The organism is Streptomyces sp. NRRL F-6676 (assembly GCF_000725625.1).
Taxonomy (GTDB): Bacteria; Actinomycetota; Actinomycetes; order Streptomycetales; family Streptomycetaceae; genus Streptomyces.
The window spans coordinates 1-15218 of record NZ_JOHS01000031.1; the positions used below are offsets into that span (position 1 = coordinate 1).

General features: G+C 72.5%; 14 protein-coding genes. 5 read left to right on the forward strand and 9 right to left on the reverse strand.

Annotated elements, in window-relative coordinates; translation table 11 throughout:
* Positions 1–202: 202 nt before the first annotated feature.
* The gene (locus IO29_RS19645; protein ID WP_030380835.1) at positions 203–1639 is read right to left on the reverse strand and encodes an NAD(P)H-hydrate dehydratase; all 1437 of its coding nucleotides are present in this window, start codon (positions 1637–1639) and stop codon (positions 203–205) included.
* A 134-nt stretch (positions 1640–1773) separates the two neighbouring features.
* On the opposite strand from IO29_RS19645, the gene IO29_RS19650 reads away from it, so the two are divergent.
* On the forward strand, positions 1774–3567 hold the full coding sequence (locus IO29_RS19650; RefSeq protein WP_030380836.1) for a PP2C family protein-serine/threonine phosphatase: 1794 nt from the start codon (positions 1774–1776) through the stop codon (positions 3565–3567).
* A gap of 13 nt (positions 3568–3580) precedes the next feature.
* On the opposite strand, the gene IO29_RS19655 is transcribed toward IO29_RS19650, so the two are convergent.
* Positions 3581–3952: a holo-ACP synthase gene (locus IO29_RS19655; protein WP_030380837.1), complete on the reverse strand. Its 372-nt coding sequence runs from the start codon at positions 3950–3952 to the stop codon at positions 3581–3583.
* 183 nt (positions 3953–4135) lie between these two features.
* On the reverse strand, positions 4136–5983 hold the full coding sequence (gene glmS, locus IO29_RS19660; RefSeq protein WP_030380838.1) for a glutamine--fructose-6-phosphate transaminase (isomerizing): 1848 nt from the start codon (positions 5981–5983) through the stop codon (positions 4136–4138).
* A gap of 239 nt (positions 5984–6222) precedes the next feature.
* Between glmS and IO29_RS19665 the strand changes: the two genes are divergently transcribed.
* From IO29_RS19665 to IO29_RS19675, 3 genes are all read left to right on the forward strand, one after another.
* A complete protein-coding gene (locus IO29_RS19665; protein ID WP_030380839.1) occupies positions 6223–6450 on the forward strand; it encodes a hypothetical protein in 228 nt (75 codons plus the stop codon).
* A gap of 111 nt (positions 6451–6561) precedes the next feature.
* Positions 6562–7530, forward strand: a complete 969-nt coding sequence (coaA, locus tag IO29_RS19670; protein WP_033226069.1) for a type I pantothenate kinase — start codon at positions 6562–6564, stop codon at positions 7528–7530.
* A 34-nt stretch (positions 7531–7564) separates the two neighbouring features.
* Positions 7565–8488 carry a DUF389 domain-containing protein gene (locus IO29_RS19675; RefSeq protein WP_030380841.1) on the forward strand — a complete coding sequence of 308 codons (924 nt, stop codon included), beginning with the start codon at positions 7565–7567 and terminating at the stop codon, positions 8486–8488.
* A gap of 23 nt (positions 8489–8511) precedes the next feature.
* Here IO29_RS19675 and glmM read toward each other — a convergent pair whose 3' ends face one another.
* The 3 genes from glmM to rplM form a co-directional block, all read right to left on the reverse strand.
* Positions 8512–9870, reverse strand: coding sequence for a phosphoglucosamine mutase (gene glmM / locus IO29_RS19680; protein ID WP_030380842.1), 1359 nt, complete (start codon positions 9868–9870; stop codon positions 8512–8514).
* Between the two features lie 325 nt (positions 9871–10195).
* Entirely contained in the window at positions 10196–10708 is a 513-nt protein-coding gene (gene rpsI / locus IO29_RS19685; RefSeq protein ID WP_030380843.1) for a 30S ribosomal protein S9, read from the reverse strand.
* A 42-nt stretch (positions 10709–10750) separates the two neighbouring features.
* The gene (rplM, locus tag IO29_RS19690) at positions 10751–11194 is read right to left on the reverse strand and encodes a 50S ribosomal protein L13 (protein WP_030380844.1); all 444 of its coding nucleotides are present in this window, start codon (positions 11192–11194) and stop codon (positions 10751–10753) included.
* A gap of 294 nt (positions 11195–11488) precedes the next feature.
* Here rplM and IO29_RS19695 point away from each other — a divergent pair, with 294 nt between their 5' ends.
* Positions 11489–12370 carry a membrane protein gene (locus IO29_RS19695; RefSeq protein WP_030380845.1) on the forward strand — a complete coding sequence of 294 codons (882 nt, stop codon included), beginning with the start codon at positions 11489–11491 and terminating at the stop codon, positions 12368–12370.
* A 49-nt stretch (positions 12371–12419) separates the two neighbouring features.
* On the opposite strand, the gene truA is transcribed toward IO29_RS19695, so the two are convergent.
* From truA to IO29_RS19710, 3 genes are all read right to left on the reverse strand, one after another.
* Positions 12420–13289 carry a tRNA pseudouridine(38-40) synthase TruA gene (gene truA, locus IO29_RS19700; RefSeq protein WP_030380846.1) on the reverse strand — a complete coding sequence of 290 codons (870 nt, stop codon included), beginning with the start codon at positions 13287–13289 and terminating at the stop codon, positions 12420–12422.
* 165 nt (positions 13290–13454) lie between these two features.
* The gene (gene rplQ / locus IO29_RS19705; RefSeq protein ID WP_030380847.1) at positions 13455–13958 is read right to left on the reverse strand and encodes a 50S ribosomal protein L17; all 504 of its coding nucleotides are present in this window, start codon (positions 13956–13958) and stop codon (positions 13455–13457) included.
* Between the two features lie 85 nt (positions 13959–14043).
* A complete protein-coding gene (locus IO29_RS19710) occupies positions 14044–15066 on the reverse strand; it encodes a DNA-directed RNA polymerase subunit alpha (RefSeq protein WP_003966937.1) in 1023 nt (340 codons plus the stop codon).
* Between the last annotated feature and the right edge of the window lie 152 nt (positions 15067–15218).

Here is a 15218-nt window from a genome sequence, read left to right on the forward strand (position 1 = left end):
GGCGGGTGGGGGGTCGGTGGGTGCTCTCGGCTGACGGCCGGTGGGGGGGTCGGTGGGTGTTCTCGGCTGACGGCCGGTGGGACTTCTCGCGCCCGCGCGGCGGAGCCGCACGTCGGCACAGCCCCGCGCCCCTTCCCGGTCGCGCCCACCCGGCCGGCGCCGGGTCGCGAAGCCGCCGTGACAGTACCCGCGGCCATGCGTGTCACCCCCTCACCGACCGCCACGCACGGGGGATCGCCCCCGCCACGTCGTGGGCGCCGGCCGGCGCGCCCTCGGCGGCCAGGCGCCCGGCGAGGCCGTGGACGTACGCGGCGACGCTGCCGGCGTCACGCGGCGGCAGCCCCGCCGCGAGGAGGCTGCCGGCGAGGCCCGACAGGACGTCACCGCTCCCCGCCGTGGCGAGCCACGGCGTCCCCGTCGCGTTGACCCGCACCGGCGCCCCCGCCTCCCCCGCGACCAGCGTCGTCGAGCCCTTGAGCAGCACCGTCGCCCGGTACCGCGCCGCCAGTTCGCGCACCGCCGTCAGCCGGGCGCCCTCGACCTCCTCGCGGGCGACGCCCAGCAGGGCGGCGGCCTCGCCGGCGTGCGGGGTCAGCAGGGTCGGCGCGGTGCGGGCGCGGACCGTGTCCCGGTCGGCCAGGCGCAGCCCGTCCGCGTCCAGCAGCACGGGTACGTCGGCCGTCAGCACCTCCGCCACCGGCCCCGCGTCGTCGCCCGCGCCGGGCCCGACGACCCACGCCTGTACACGCCCCGCCTTCGCCGGCCCCCGGTCGGAGATCAGCGTCTCCGGGAAGCGGGCGAGGACCGCCTCCCCGGCCGCCCCCACGTACCGCACCGCCCCCGCCCCGCCGCGCAGCGCCCCGGCCACCGCCAGCACGGCCGCCCCGGGGTAGCGCGCGGACCCGGCGGCGATACCGACGACGCCCCGCCGGTACTTGTCGCTCTCCGCCGCCGGCTCCGGCAGCAGCGCCGCCACCTCCGCGTGCTGCAACGCCTCCAGTTCGGGCACGTCCGGCAGGTGCGGGCCGAGCCCGATGTCGACGAGGCGCACGGAACCGGCGTACTCCCGCGCGGGGTCGACCAGCAGCCCCGGCTTGTGCGTGCCGAAGGTGACCGTGAGATCGGCCCGGAGTGCTGGTCCCCGCACCTCGCCGGTGTCGGCCTCGACGCCGCTCGGCAGGTCGACGGCGACGACGGACGCGTCCCCCTCGGCCACGATCCGCGCCAGCCGGGCCGCCTCCGGCCGCAGTCCGCCCCGGCCGCCGATGCCGACGATGCCGTCGACGACGAGGCCGGCGCGGCGCAGCGGCGGCGCGGCGTCCCCGGCGCTCACCGTCGTGCCGCCGGCCCGGCGCAGGGCCGCGAGGCCGCCGGGGTGGGTGCGTTCGGGGGCGAGCAGGACGGCGGTGACGCCCGCACCCCGGGCGGCGAGCCGGGCGCCGGCGTACAGGGCGTCGCCGCCGTTGTCGCCGCTGCCGACGAGGAGGACGACGCGGGCGCCGTACACCTTGCCGAGGAGTTGTGCGCAGGCCGTCGCCAGTCCGGCGGCGGCGCGCTGCATGAGGGTGCCGTCGGGGAGTCGCTCCATGAGCGCGCGCTCGGCGGTCCTGACCGTTTCGACGCTGTACGCGGTACGCATGTGACCGAGTCTGCCCCGTATCCGCCGGGCGTACGTCCGGCGGCCCGCGCTGCCGCCGAGTGGCCCGCCGCCCGCCGGTCACCGAGCATGCGTAGAGGGACCGGCACGGAACAGGCAGGGAAGAAGGCGGGCGGATGGCCGACGAGGGCGGCGGCGACCGGTGGCTCCGGGCGCTCGAGCTGCTGCTGGCCGAGCAGCGGTTCCGCATCGGGCGGTACGTCGACGCGCATGCCGTGTCGCCCGTGACGTTGCCCTCGGCGTCCCCGGAGGCGCCGTCCGGCGCGCCCCTCGGCGGTCCCCGGCAGCCGTCCCGTACGCCTCCCCCGCCGCCGCCCGTCGCCGAGCCCCCGGCCCGGCAGCTGCTGGACGCCGTGCCGCTCGCCTCGATGGTGGTGCGGGCGGTGCCGGGCGGGCCGGGCGCGGGGACCGAGTACCGCTATCTGGGGCACAACGCGGCCGCACGGGAGTACGCCGAGCGCCGCTTCCCGGCCGTCGCCCGGCAGCCTGCGGTGTCCTGGCCGTCGTGGGGCGGGGATGTGCCGCTGCTGGCGCGCTTCCCGAGCCTGGCGGACACGCCCGTGCCCCGTCTGCTCGACGAGGCGCGCCGGACGGGACGGCCGCAGGGACCCGAGTCCGCCGAGTGGTCGCTGACCGGCCCGGGCGGGCGGGCGGTGCGGATCAGCAGCGAGGTGCGCGTGGCTCCCGTCGGGGAGCTGCTGCTGCTCACCTGGGAGCGCGGGGAGCAGGCGCGCGCCCGGATGGCCCGCGCGGCGCAGCAGCTCGCCCGCGTGTGCTGGGCGGAGTGGAATCTCGCCGACGGGACGGTCGAGGAGACGGGACTGCGCGACGTGCTCGGTCTGCCCGCCCCGGACCCGCTGCCGGACCTGGCGGAGCTCGGCCGCATGGCGCTGCCGGAGGGCCGGGAGCCGCTGTACCGGGGGCTCCACGACGTGCTCCTTGGCGCACGGGACGTCGTCGACCTGGAACTGCGCCTGGGGCCGCGCGAGCCGGAGGCGCGGGTGCTGCGCTTCATCGCCGAGCCGGTGCGTCCGGAGACCGGGCCGGTGTGGACCGTGCGCGCGGTCTGCCGCAACGTGACCGCCGACGTGCGCGGCCGGGAGGTGGCCGAGCGGGCGGTACGGGAGGCGCGGGCGCAGCGGGAGCGGGCGGACGCGGTCGCCGAGGTGGCCGAACGGCTGCGCGAGGCGGTGCTGCCCGGCTTCCCGCCGGAACTGGCCCGGCACGGCGTGGAGGCGGCCGCCGTGTACCGGCCCGAGGGGCGGACGGCACGGGTGGGCGGCGACTGGTACAAGACCCGTGTCCTGCCCACCGGCCAGATCCTCATCGCCCTCGGCGACGCGCGCGGGCACGGCCTGGACGCCGTCACCCTGATGGCCAAGCTGCGGTACGCGCTGGCGGGGCTGGCGTTCACCGGCGCGCGGGTGGAGGAACTGACCGGCTGGCTCAACCTGCTCGCCTGCGACGACGGCGAGGAGTCGACGGCGACGGCGGTCATCGCCCGCTACCACCCCGACCGGGGGCTGCTGCGCTGGACCTGCGCGGGCCATCCGCCGCCGGTCCTGGTCCGCGCGGGGCAGGCCCGGCTCCTCGGCCCGCCGCCGGGCGGGCCCGGCATGCCGCTGGGCGTCCTGCCCGGCGTGCCGTACACGGCGGCCGAGACGCTGCTGCACCCCGGTGACGTGGTGCTGCTCTACTCGGACGGGCTGATCGAACGCCGCGGCTCGGACCTGGACCGGGACGCGTCCCGCCTGCTGCGGGCGGTGCGGGACGGGGCGGGGGCCGGCATCCCGCCGGGCGGCGCGGCCCTCGACGCGTACGTACGGGGACTCGTCGACGGGCTCGTGGGACCGGACGCGGAGGACGACGCGACGGTGCTGGCGTTCCGCCTGGTGGAGCGGAACGCGTAAGCGGGGGGCTGCGTCACCCCTCGGCGATCACGACCGCCGACGCGATGCCGGCGTCGTGGCTCAGCGAGACGTGCCACTGCCGTACGCCGAGCTCGGCGGCCCGGGCCGCGACCGAGCCCCGCACCCGCAGGCGGGGGCGGCCGCTGTCCTCGACGTACACCTCGGCGTCCGTCCAGAGCAGGCCCGCGGGGGCGCCGAGCGCCTTCGCGAGGGCCTCCTTCGCGGCGAACCGCGCGGCCAGCGAGGCGGGGCCGCGGCGCTCCCCGCCGGGAAGCAGCAGCTCGCTCTCCACGAACAGCCGCCGGAGCAGGCCGGGCGTACGTTCCAGTGACGCCGCGAACCGTTCGATCTCGGCGACATCGATCCCGACCCCGATGATTCCCATACGGGAACCATAGGCTGCCGCCTGGGCTCGGGGTTCGGGCGCCTACGGGGTCGGGGGTGCGGGTGTCGGGCGACCGCGGGTCCGTCGTGGCCGATCGCGCAGTTCCCCGCGCCCCTTTCAGGGGCGCGGGGAACTGCGCGAGAAGCCCCACCCACCCGCACCCGACAACGCCCCCCGCGGCCCCTACTCCACCGTCACCGACTTCGCCAGGTTCCGCGGCTGATCCACCTCGTTCCCCCGCGCCGTCGCCAACTCGCACGCGAACACCTGCAACGGCACCGTCGCCACCAGCGGCTGCAACAACGTGGGCGTCGCCGGAATACGGATCAGATGGTCGGCGTACGGGACGACCGCCTCGTCCCCCTCCTCCGCGATCACGATCGTCCGCGCCCCCCGCGCCCGGATCTCCTGGATGTTCGACACGATCTTGTCGTGCAGCACGGACCGCCCCCGCGGCGACGGCACGACCACCACCACCGGCAGATCCTCCTCGATCAGCGCGATCGGCCCGTGCTTCAGCTCCCCCGCCGCGAACCCCTCCGCATGCATGTACGCGAGCTCCTTCAACTTCAGCGCCCCCTCCAGCGCGACCGGATAGCCCACATGCCGCCCCAGGAACAGCACCGTGTCCTTCTCCGCGAGGGAGCGCGCGAGCGCCCGCACCGGCTCCATGGTCTCCAGCACCCGGTCGACCGCCGCCGAGATCCCGGACAGGTCGCGGATGACGGCCCGGATCTCGTCGCCCCACTTGGTCCCCCGCATCTGCCCCAGGTACAGCGCCACCAGATAACAGGCGACGAGCTGCGTCAGGAACGCCTTGGTCGAGGCGACGGCGACCTCCGGCCCCGCGTGCGTGTACAGCACGGCGTCGGACTCGCGCGGGATCGTCGAACCGTTGGTGTTGCAGATGGCCAGCACCCGCGAGCCCTGCTCACGGGCGTGCCGCAGCGCCATCAGCGTGTCCATCGTCTCGCCGGACTGCGAGATCGCGATGACGAGGGACTGCCCGTCGAGGATCGGGTCCCGGTAGCGGAACTCGCTGGCCAGCTCGACCTCGCAGGGCAGCCGGGTCCAGTGCTCGATGGCGTACTTGGCGATCATCCCGGCGTGGAAGGCCGTCCCGCACGCCACGATCACGACCTTGTCGATCTCGCGCAGCTCGGAGTCGGCGATGCGGACCTCGTCCAGGGTCAGCGACCCGGCCGCGTCGATCCGGCCGAGCAGGGTGTCGGCGACCGCCTTCGGCTGCTCGGCGATCTCCTTGAGCATGAAGTATTCGTAGCCGCCCTTCTCGGCCGCCGAGGCGTCCCAGTCGACGTGGTAGGCGCGCACGTCGGCGGGGCTGCCGTCGAAGCCGGTGACGGTGACGCCGTCCCGGCGCAGCTCCACGACCTGGTCCTGACCGAGCTCGACGGCGGACCGGGTGTGCGCGATGAACGCGGCGACGTCGGAGGCGAGGAACGCCTCGCCCTCGCCGACGCCCACGACGAGCGGGGAGTTGCGGCGGGCGCCCACGACCACGTCCGGCTGGTCGGCGTGCGTCGCGACCAGCGTGAACGCGCCCTCCAGCCGCCGGCACACCAGCCGCATGGCCTCGGCGAGGTCGGCGCAGGAGGAGAACTCCTCGGCGAGCAGATGCGCGACGACCTCGGTGTCCGTCTCGGAGGACAGCTCGTGCCCGCGCTCCTCCAGCTCGGCGCGCAGGGCGGCGAAGTTCTCGATGATGCCGTTGTGCACGACGGCGATCCGCCCGGCGTTGTCCAGGTGCGGGTGCGCGTTGGCGTCGGTGGGGCCGCCGTGGGTGGCCCAGCGGGTGTGGCCGATGCCGGTGGTGCCGGTCGGCAGCGGGCGGTCCTGGAGTTCCTTCTCCAGGTTGATCAGCTTCCCGGCCTTCTTCGCCGCGGCGAGACCGCCGTCGGCGAGGACGGCGACACCGGCGGAGTCGTACCCCCGGTACTCCAGCCGCTTGAGACCGGCCACGACCACCTCGAGCGCCGACTGCGCCCCTACGTATCCCACGATTCCGCACATGCGGGCAGCCTATGCGGCGAAGGGGCACCGAATCTCGTCGATCTTGCCCGATTTCGGAAAGAAATCGCCGCCGAGAGGGCCTCTATGCGCCCGCCGCGAAGCGCGAGGCGCCGGTATCGCTTTACACAACGCCCGTATCTGTGTGCTTTCTGTGTTCGCGGTATGGACCTTCCCCCGACAAGAGGGATACGGTCCCCCATTCGGGAGTGAGCCGTCTCCCGGGGCAGGGGGGAACGGCCGTGCGCCTTCGACTTCACCGGTTCGTGCGCCGCCGCCCGGTGCGTCCGTCCGATCTCGCCGGACGGGTGTGCAGCGAGCTGGCCGCGGATCTGCCCGACGAGGACGTCGGGGAGGATCTCGACGACTGCCTCGCGAACTACCGGCTCGGCAGCAAGCCGCGCTGCGAGGAGGTCGAGTACCTGGCCCTGGTCCAGGACGCCATCGACCGCCTGGCCGAGGGCGAGTGACACGTCCGGACCGAGACCCCGGACCCGGGGCGCCGGGCGAGTGACGCATCCCACCCGCCCTTTCCGTTCGTCTTCCCGTAACAATGGACTGTGATCTCTCCGGTCTCCTCGATGCCCCGGAGCGCCCACCGGTCCCGGCCGGAGGCGACTCCCTACGTCGACCTCACCCGCACGGAGTGGAGCGCGCTGCGCGACAAGACGCCGCTGCCGCTCACCGCCGAGGAGGTCGAGAAGCTGCGCGGCCTCGGCGACGTCATCGACCTCGACGAGGTGCGGGACATCTACCTCCCGCTCTCCCGGCTGCTCAACCTCTACGTCGGCGCCACCGACACCCTCCGCGGCGCCCTCAACACCTTCCTCGGCGAGCAGGGCTCCCAGTCCGGCACCCCGTTCGTCATAGGCGTCGCCGGCTCCGTCGCGGTCGGCAAGTCGACGGTGGCCCGGCTGCTGCGCGCACTGCTCTCCCGCTGGCCCGAACACCCCCGCGTCGAACTGGTCACCACCGACGGCTTCCTGCTCCCCACCAAGGAGCTTCAGGCGCGCGGCCTGATGTCGCGGAAGGGTTTCCCCGAGTCGTACGACCGCCGCGCGCTCACCCGGTTCGTCGCCGACGTCAAGGCCGGCAAGGACGAGGTGACGGCGCCCGTCTACTCGCACCTCATCTACGACATCGTCCCCGACGAACGGCTCGTCGTACGGCGGCCGGACATCCTGATCGTCGAGGGCCTGAACGTCCTCCAGCCCGCGCTGCCCGGCGACGACGGCCGCACCCGCGTCGGGCTCGCCGACTACTTCGACTTCAGCGTGTACGTCGACGCCCGCACCGAGGACATCGAACGCTGGTACCTGAGCCGGTTCCGCAAACTGCGCGAAACCGCGTTCCAGAACCCCTCCTCGTACTTCCGCAAGTACACCCAGGTCTCCGAGGAGGAGGCCCTGGACTACGCACGCACGATGTGGCGCACCATCAACAGGCCCAACCTCACGGAGAACATCGCCCCCACCCGCGGCCGCGCCACCCTGATCCTCCGCAAGGGCCCCGACCACACGGTGCAGCGCCTGAGCCTGCGCAAACTCTGACGAGGGCGCCCGGCCGCCCGGCTACGCTGCGGGCATGCTGCATCTGCGCCTGATCACCCCGGCGGGGCGGACCGAGGACGTGGTCCGGGTGATCGAGAAGACCGTCGGGACCACGCATGTCGTGGTGCTCCCGGGAGCCGCCCGCAATCCGGTCGGGGACGTCGTGATGTGCGACGTGGCCCGCGAGGCCGGCGACGAACTCATCGGCTCCCTGCGGGAGCTGGGGCTCGACGACGCCGGTTCGATCGCCGTGGAGAACATCGACCTGTCGCTGTCCCGGCGGGCCGACAAGGCCGAGGAGGACGCGCCCGGCGAGGGCGCGGACGCGGTGCTGTGGGAGCAGCTGACCGAGGCCACGCACGAGGAGTCGACGCTGTCGGTCACCTACGTCGCCTTCCTCACCCTGGCGACGATGATCGCGGCGTGCGGTGTCGTCCTGGACAACGCCATCCTGATCGTCGGCGCGATGGCGGTGGGCCCGGAGTTCGGCCCGCTGGCGGGGCTGTCCACGGCGATCGTGCGCCGCGCACCGCGCCTGGCGCTGCGTTCCCTGATCGCCCTGATCGCCGGCTTCGCCGCCGCCATGGTGCTCACCGTCGGCTTCAGCCTGCTGATGGACGCCCTCAACCTGTTCAGCGAGGCCGAGTTGGAGGGCGACCGGCCCAACACCGGGTTCGTGTACGCCCCGGACGCCTTCTCCTTCGTCGTCGCCGTCCTGGCCGGCATCGCGGGCACCCTGTCCCTGACCTCGGCCAAGTCCGGCGCCCTGGTGGGCGTCGCCATCTCCGTCACCACGGTCCCCGCCGCCGCGAACGCCGCCGTCGCGCTGAGCTACGGCGACACCCACCAGACGGCCGGTTCGACCTACCAACTGCTGCTGAACCTGGCGGGCATCGTGCTGGCGGGGACTTCGACACTGCTCATGCAGAAGTGGCTGTGGGCGCGCACGCGCCCCTGAGAGGGGCGCGCGCCTCTGCCTGCCTAGCCGAGGGCGGACTTGACCGCGTCGGCGAGCCGCCCCGCCACGGAGCGCGCCTGTTCGATGTCGGCCGCCTCCACCATGACCCGCACGAGCGGCTCCGTACCGGAGGGACGGAGGAGGACCCGCCCCGTCGTACCGAGCTCACGCTCCGCGTCCGTCACCGCCGCCGCCAGCTCCGCCGACGTCGTCACCCGGGACTTGTCCACGTCCGGCACGTTCACCAGGACCTGCGGCAGCCGCTCCATGACGGAGGCGAGGTCCTTGAGCGTACGGCCCGTTCCGGCGACCCGGGCGGCGAGCAGCAGTCCGGTGAGCGTGCCGTCGCCGGTCGTCGCGTGGTCGAGGACGATGACGTGGCCGGACTGCTCGCCGCCGAGCGCGTACCCCTTGTTCTTCATCTCCTCCAGGACGTACCGGTCGCCCACGGCCGTCTGCACGAGCCGCAGCCCCTCGCGCTCCATGGCGAGCGTGAACCCGAGGTTGGACATCACGGTGGCGACGACCGCGTCCGCGCGCAGCGTGCCCTGCTCGCGCATGGCGAGCGCCAGCACGGCGAGGATCTGGTCGCCGTCGACCTCGGTGCCCTCGTGGTCCACGGCCAGGCAGCGGTCGGCGTCGCCGTCGTGCGCGATGCCGAGGTGGGCGCCGTGCTCGACGACGGCGGCGCGGAGCTTGTCCAGGTGGGTCGAGCCGTAGCCGTCGTTGATGTTGAGGCCGTCGGGCTCGGCGCCGATGGTGACGACGGTGGCCCCGGCCCGGGTGAAGGCCTCCGGGGAGACACGGGAGGCGGCGCCGTGGGCCTCGTCGAGGACGACGGTCAGGCCGTCGAGACGGTTGGGGAGAACGCCGGTGAGGTGGTCGACGTAACGGTCGAAGCCCTCGTCGTAGTCGGTGACCCGGCCGACGCCGGCGCCGGTGGGCCGCTCCCAGGGGGCGCCGGTGCGGTGCTCGGCGTACACGGACTCGATGCGGTCCTCCAGCTCGTCGGCGAGCTTGTGCCCGCCGCGGGCGAAGAACTTGATGCCGTTGTCGGGCATGGCGTTGTGGCTGGCGGAGAGCATCACGCCGAGGTCGGCGCCGAGCGCGCCGGTCAGATACGCCACGGCGGGCGTCGGCAGCACGCCCACCCGCAGGACGTCGACGCCCGCGCTGGCGAGGCCCGCGACGACGGCGGCCTCCAGAAACTCCCCCGACGCGCGCGGATCGCGCCCGACGACCGCCTTCGGCCGGTGGCCCTCGAACGTGCCCACCTCGGCCAGTACGTGTGCCGCCGCGACGGAGAGGCCGAGCGCCAGCTCCGCCGTCAGATCCGCGTTGGCGACACCGCGCACGCCGTCCGTGCCGAAGAGTCGTCCCACTGTGGTGCCTCCGAATGTGCTCAGAAAGTGCGGCTCGTGCGAGTGAAGTGCGGCTCGTGCGAGTGTCGGGCACGGCCCGGGGCCCGCACATCCCCCGGACATGACTTCTGACCGCCGGGCCCGCTCTCAGGTTGTACCGCGCGAACCTGTGCCGGAGGGTTCATACCGGAAACTACCGGAAATTACTGGAAGCCCATACCCCAAGCCGCATAAACCTGTGGTAAGCCCGCCCCGGGAAACGCACCGCCCCGGCGGCACGGAACGTGCCACCGGGGCGGGTACGGCGGTACTGCGCGGACGCCGGTGCGGCGGCCCGGTGCGCGGTTTAGCGCTTGCTGTACTGCGGGGCCTTGCGGGCCTTCTTCAGACCGGCCTTCTTGCGCTCGACCGCACGGTCGTCGCGGCGCAGGAAGCCGGCCTTCTTCAGCGGGCCGCGGTTGTTGTCCACGTCCGCCTCGTTCAGCGCGCGGGCGACACCGAGACGGAGCGCACCGGCCTGGCCGGAGACACCGCCGCCGGCGATGCGGGCGACGACGTCGTAGCGGCCCTCGAGCTCGAGCACCTTGAAGGGCTCGTTGACTTCCTGCTGGTGCACCTTGTTCGGGAAGTAGTCCTCGAGGGTGCGACCGTTGATCTTCCACTTGCCGGTGCCCGGGATGATCCGGACGCGGGCGATGGCGTTCTTGCGACGGCCCAGGCCGGCGGCCGGCTGGGGCTCGCCGAAGCGGGACGACAGCGACTCGGAGGTGTACTCGCCCTCGACGGGCACCTCGGACTCGCTGGTGTAGCTCTCGATGTCAAGCTCTTCGAGCGGCTGCTCGGCAGTGGTCTCGGCCACGATTCTCCTCAGATTCTCTTCGGTCTTAGGGGGTGGCCGGACTTACTGCGCGACCTGGGTGATCTCGAACGGCACCGGCTGCTGCGCCTGGTGCGGGTGCTGGTCACCCCTGTAGACCTTCAGCTTCGAGAGCATCTGACGGCCCAGGGAGTTCTTGGGGAGCATGCCCCGGACGGCCTTCTCGACGGCCTTCTCGGGGTTCTTGTCCAGCAGGTCGTCGTAGCGGACGGAGCGCAGACCGCCCGGGTAGCCGGAGTGGCGGTACGCCATCTTCTGGGTCCGCTTGTTGCCGGACAGGTGCACCTTGTCGGCGTTGATGATGATGACGAAGTCACCGGTGTCGACGTGGGGCGCGTAGATCGGCTTGTGCTTGCCACGCAGGATGGAGGCGGCGGTGGAGGCCAGACGGCCCAGGACGACGTCCTGGGCGTCGATGACGTGCCACTGACGCGTCACATCGCCGGGCTTGGGGCTGTACGTACGCACGGTTCGTAGCCTTCGCTTCTTCAGTGAGTGGTCCTGACATTGGTCACCGAAGACGATCACGACAGCCCTGACCGCATGGCGGCGACGCAAACCGCGTACATGGGTCGCTGGTCATCGGTCCGGAGACCGGTGTAAGGGCCCCTCACGTGAGAATGAGCAAGCCAATACACACAACGAACAAGAAGAATAACGGCGGCACCCCGGACGGGTCAAAACGGCCACCCCACCGGGGCCCGGGGGCCCGGCCCCCGGGGACTGGCCCGGACCCCGTCCGGCCCGTCTAAGATGCGGCGCATGAGTTATGGGCAGGGGGAGCCCCCGTGGGATCCCTGGAAACCGGGCTCCCAGCAACAGCAATGGGGCAATCAGGGCACCAGTGACACACCGGACTGGGCCGCGCTGGCCGACGCCTCCGCGTCGCGCAACAAGCGGCGCCGGCTGCTGCTGATCGTGGGCGGCGCCGTCGCCACGGTCGCCGTCGGCACCGCCGTGGCCATGGCCGTCGTGTCCGCCAACAGCGGGTCCGACAACAAGCCCACCACCAGCCTGCCCGGCAGCGCCGACATCCCCGGCGGTTCCACCTCCGCCGTGGACCCGTCGTTCGACCCGACCTCCGCCCCGCCGCCGCTGGACCCGATGGACTTCATATCCAGCGCCAAGAAGGACAAGGCCGCGCTCAGCCCGGACACCCTGTTCCCGGACTCGCAGGTCACCCTGGGCTCGAACGCCTACACCAAGCACGCCCGCTCCTCCACCACCAACTGCGCCTCCGCCGTCCGCGGCACACTCGACAAGGCGCTGACGGACAACGGCTGCACCCGTGTCATGCGCGTCACCTACACCACCAAGGGCGGCGTGGCCGTCACCGTGGGCGTCGCCGTCTTCGACACCGCGGACGACGCGACCAAGGCCCGCAAGGCCACGGACGACAAGAGCATCCTCACCTCGCTGCCGGGCTCCGGCGTCGACGACTTCTGCCGCACCTCGGTCTGCCGCAGCACCCGCAACTCGGTCGGCCGCTACGCCTACTTCACGCTCGGCGGCTTCACCGGCAACAAGGACGTGACGACCAAGGACACCAAGGTCTTCACCGCCGGCGACGACCTCGCCGAGTACACCTTCCGGCAGATCCACCGGCGCGGCGAGACCCAGGCGTCGGCCGCCGCCAACAAGTAGGACGCACCCGAGCAGGACGCACGGGGGACGGGGCGCGGGGGCCCGCCGCTCAGCAGCAGCCGGCGCCGGACACCGCCCCCGGCAGCGTCCGCCGGTTGCGCGCCTCCCTGTTCCGCGCGGCGAGCAACTCGTCGGCCGGGTAGCCGACTTCCTCCAGCGTCAGCCCGTGCGGCCGTACGACGTGCACGGCGGAGTCCCGTACGCCCGCCGCGAGCACCTCTCCCGGCCACTCGGACCCCCGGTGCCCGTCCCCCACGAACAGCAGCGCGCCGATCAGCGAGCGCACCATGTTGTGGCAGAAGGCGTCGGCGCGCACGGTCGCGGTGACGATCCCGTCGTCGCCGCGCGCCAGGCTCAGCTCCTGGAGGGTGCGGATGGTGGTCGCCCCCTCCCGCTTCTTGCAGTAGGCGGCGAAGTCGTGCTCCCCCAGCAGCCCCCGCGCCGCCTCGTTCATGGCGTCGACGTCGAGCGGCCAGTCGTGCCAGAGGACGTGGTGGCGCAGCAGCGGGTCGACGCCGCCGGGGTTGTCGGTGACGCGGTAGGCGTACCGGCGCCAGACCGCCGAGAACCGCGCGTTGAAGCCCGCGGGCGCCTCCCTGAGCGCCCACACGCGCACGTCCCTGGGCAGCCGCCCTGCGAGCCGCTTGAGCAGCTTCTCGTGGTGCTCGGCCCACACCTCGCGCGGCAGGTCGACATGCGCGACCTGCCCGCGCGCGTGCACGCCGGCGTCGGTCCGCCCGGCGACCGTCAGCTCGTACGTCGTCCCCCCGGACCGCGTCACGGTCCGCAGCGCGTCCTCGATCTCCCCCTGCACGGTCCGCCGCCCCCCGGCCTGCTTGGCCCACCCGGAGAACGCGGTGCCGTCGTAGGAAAGGTCCAACCGCACCCGCACGAACCCGGGCCGCACTTCGTCACTCACGTTCAGATCCTTTCACCCCACGAAAGCGGGCCCGCTCCTCGAAAGGAACGGGCCCACCAGCGCCCCTCAGGGGCGCGGGGCTGTGCTCGACATGCGGCTCCGCCGCGTGGGCGCGATCGACCACGACGCGGCCGCGGCCGCACTCACACAGCCCCCCGCGGACGCTTACGCGTCCTTCGACTCCTCGTCCGAGGTCTCGGCCTCGACGGCCTCGTCCTTCGTGAGGTCGGCCTTGGCCTCGGAAGCGTCCGCATCCTTCGCGGCGCGCTTCGTCGCGGCCTCCGCCTCGCCCGTCGCCTGCTGCGCGACCGTCAGCGCCTCGACCAGCTCGATGACGGCCATGGGCGCGTTGTCGCCACGGCGGTTACCGATCTTGGTGATGCGGGTGTAGCCACCCGGACGGTTCTCGTAGCGCGGGCCGATCTCGGTGAAGAGCGTGTGGACGATGCTCTTGTCCGTGATGACCTGCAACACCTGACGGCGGTTGTGAAGGTCGCCCTTCTTCGCCTTGGTCACCAGACGCTCGGCGTACGGCCGCAGCCGGCGCGCCTTGGCCTCGGTGGTGGTGATGCGGCCGTGCTCGAAGAGCGCCTTCGCGAGGTTCGCGAGGAGCAGCTTCTCGTGCGCGGCACTGCCGCCCAGACGGGCACCCTTGGTGGGCTTCGGCATGTTCTTTCTCCTGTGTGTCTGCCCCGGCCGTATCAGGTACCGGGGTCAGGAACCCGATGAGCGGATGCTCACCGGCATCGACCGATCAGTACTGCTCGGTCTCCACGAAACCCGCGTCCGCGTCGTCGTCGGCGCCGAAGGCGTCGGCAGCGGCCGTGGGGTCGAATCCGGGCGGGCTGTCCTTGAGGGCCAGGCCCATGCCGGCCAGCTTCGCCTTGACCTCGTCGATGGACTTCGCACCGAAGTTGCGGATGTCCAGCAGGTCCGCCTCGGACCGCGCCACGAGCTCACCCACGGAGTGGATGCCCTCGCGCTTGAGGCAGTTGTACGAGCGGACGGTGAGTTCGAGCTCCTCGATCGGGAGCGCGAGGTCGGCCGCCAGCGCCGCGTCCGTCGGGGACGGACCCATGTCGATGCCCTCTGCGTCGATGTTCAGCTCGCGGGCGAGACCGAACAGCTCGACCAGGGTCTTACCGGCCGACGCCATGGCGTCGCGCGGCCGCATGGCCTGCTTGGTCTCGACGTCGACGATCAGCTTGTCGAAGTCGGTGCGCTGCTCGACACGCGTGGCCTCGACCTTGTACGTGACCTTGAGGACCGGCGAGTAGATCGAGTCGACCGGGATGCGGCCGATCTCCTGGCCGACCTGCTTGTTCTGCACGGCGGAGACATAACCGCGGCCGCGCTCGACCGTCAGCTCCATCTCCAGCTTGCCCTTGCCGTTGAGCGTGGCGAGGACGAGGTCGGGGTTGTGCACCTCGACACCGGCCGGGGGCGCGATGTCGGCGGCGGTGACCAGACCCGGGCCCTGCTTGCGCAGGTACATCACGACCGGCTCGTCGTGCTCCGAGGAGACGACCAGCTGCTTGATGTTGAGGATCAGGTCGGTGACGTCCTCCTTGACGCCCGGCACGGTGGTGAACTCGTGCAGGACACCGTCGATCCGGATGCTGGTGACGGCGGCACCGGGGATCGACGAGAGGAGCGTGCGGCGCAGGGAGTTGCCGAGGGTGTAGCCGAAGCCCGGCTCCAGCGGCTCGATCACGAACCGGGAGCGGAACTCGTCGACGACCTCTTCGGTCAACGAGGGGCGCTGAGCGATCAGCATGTGAATCCTTCAGGTTCAGGGGCACCCACTATTTGATGCCCTGAGGCCACCAGGCGGAGCCTGACGGAGTTACTACAAGGGTACGGGCGGTACGACCCGTGCAGAGCCGTACCGCCCGAAAACCGCGAGCCGCGAAGGCGACGCCTCAGACG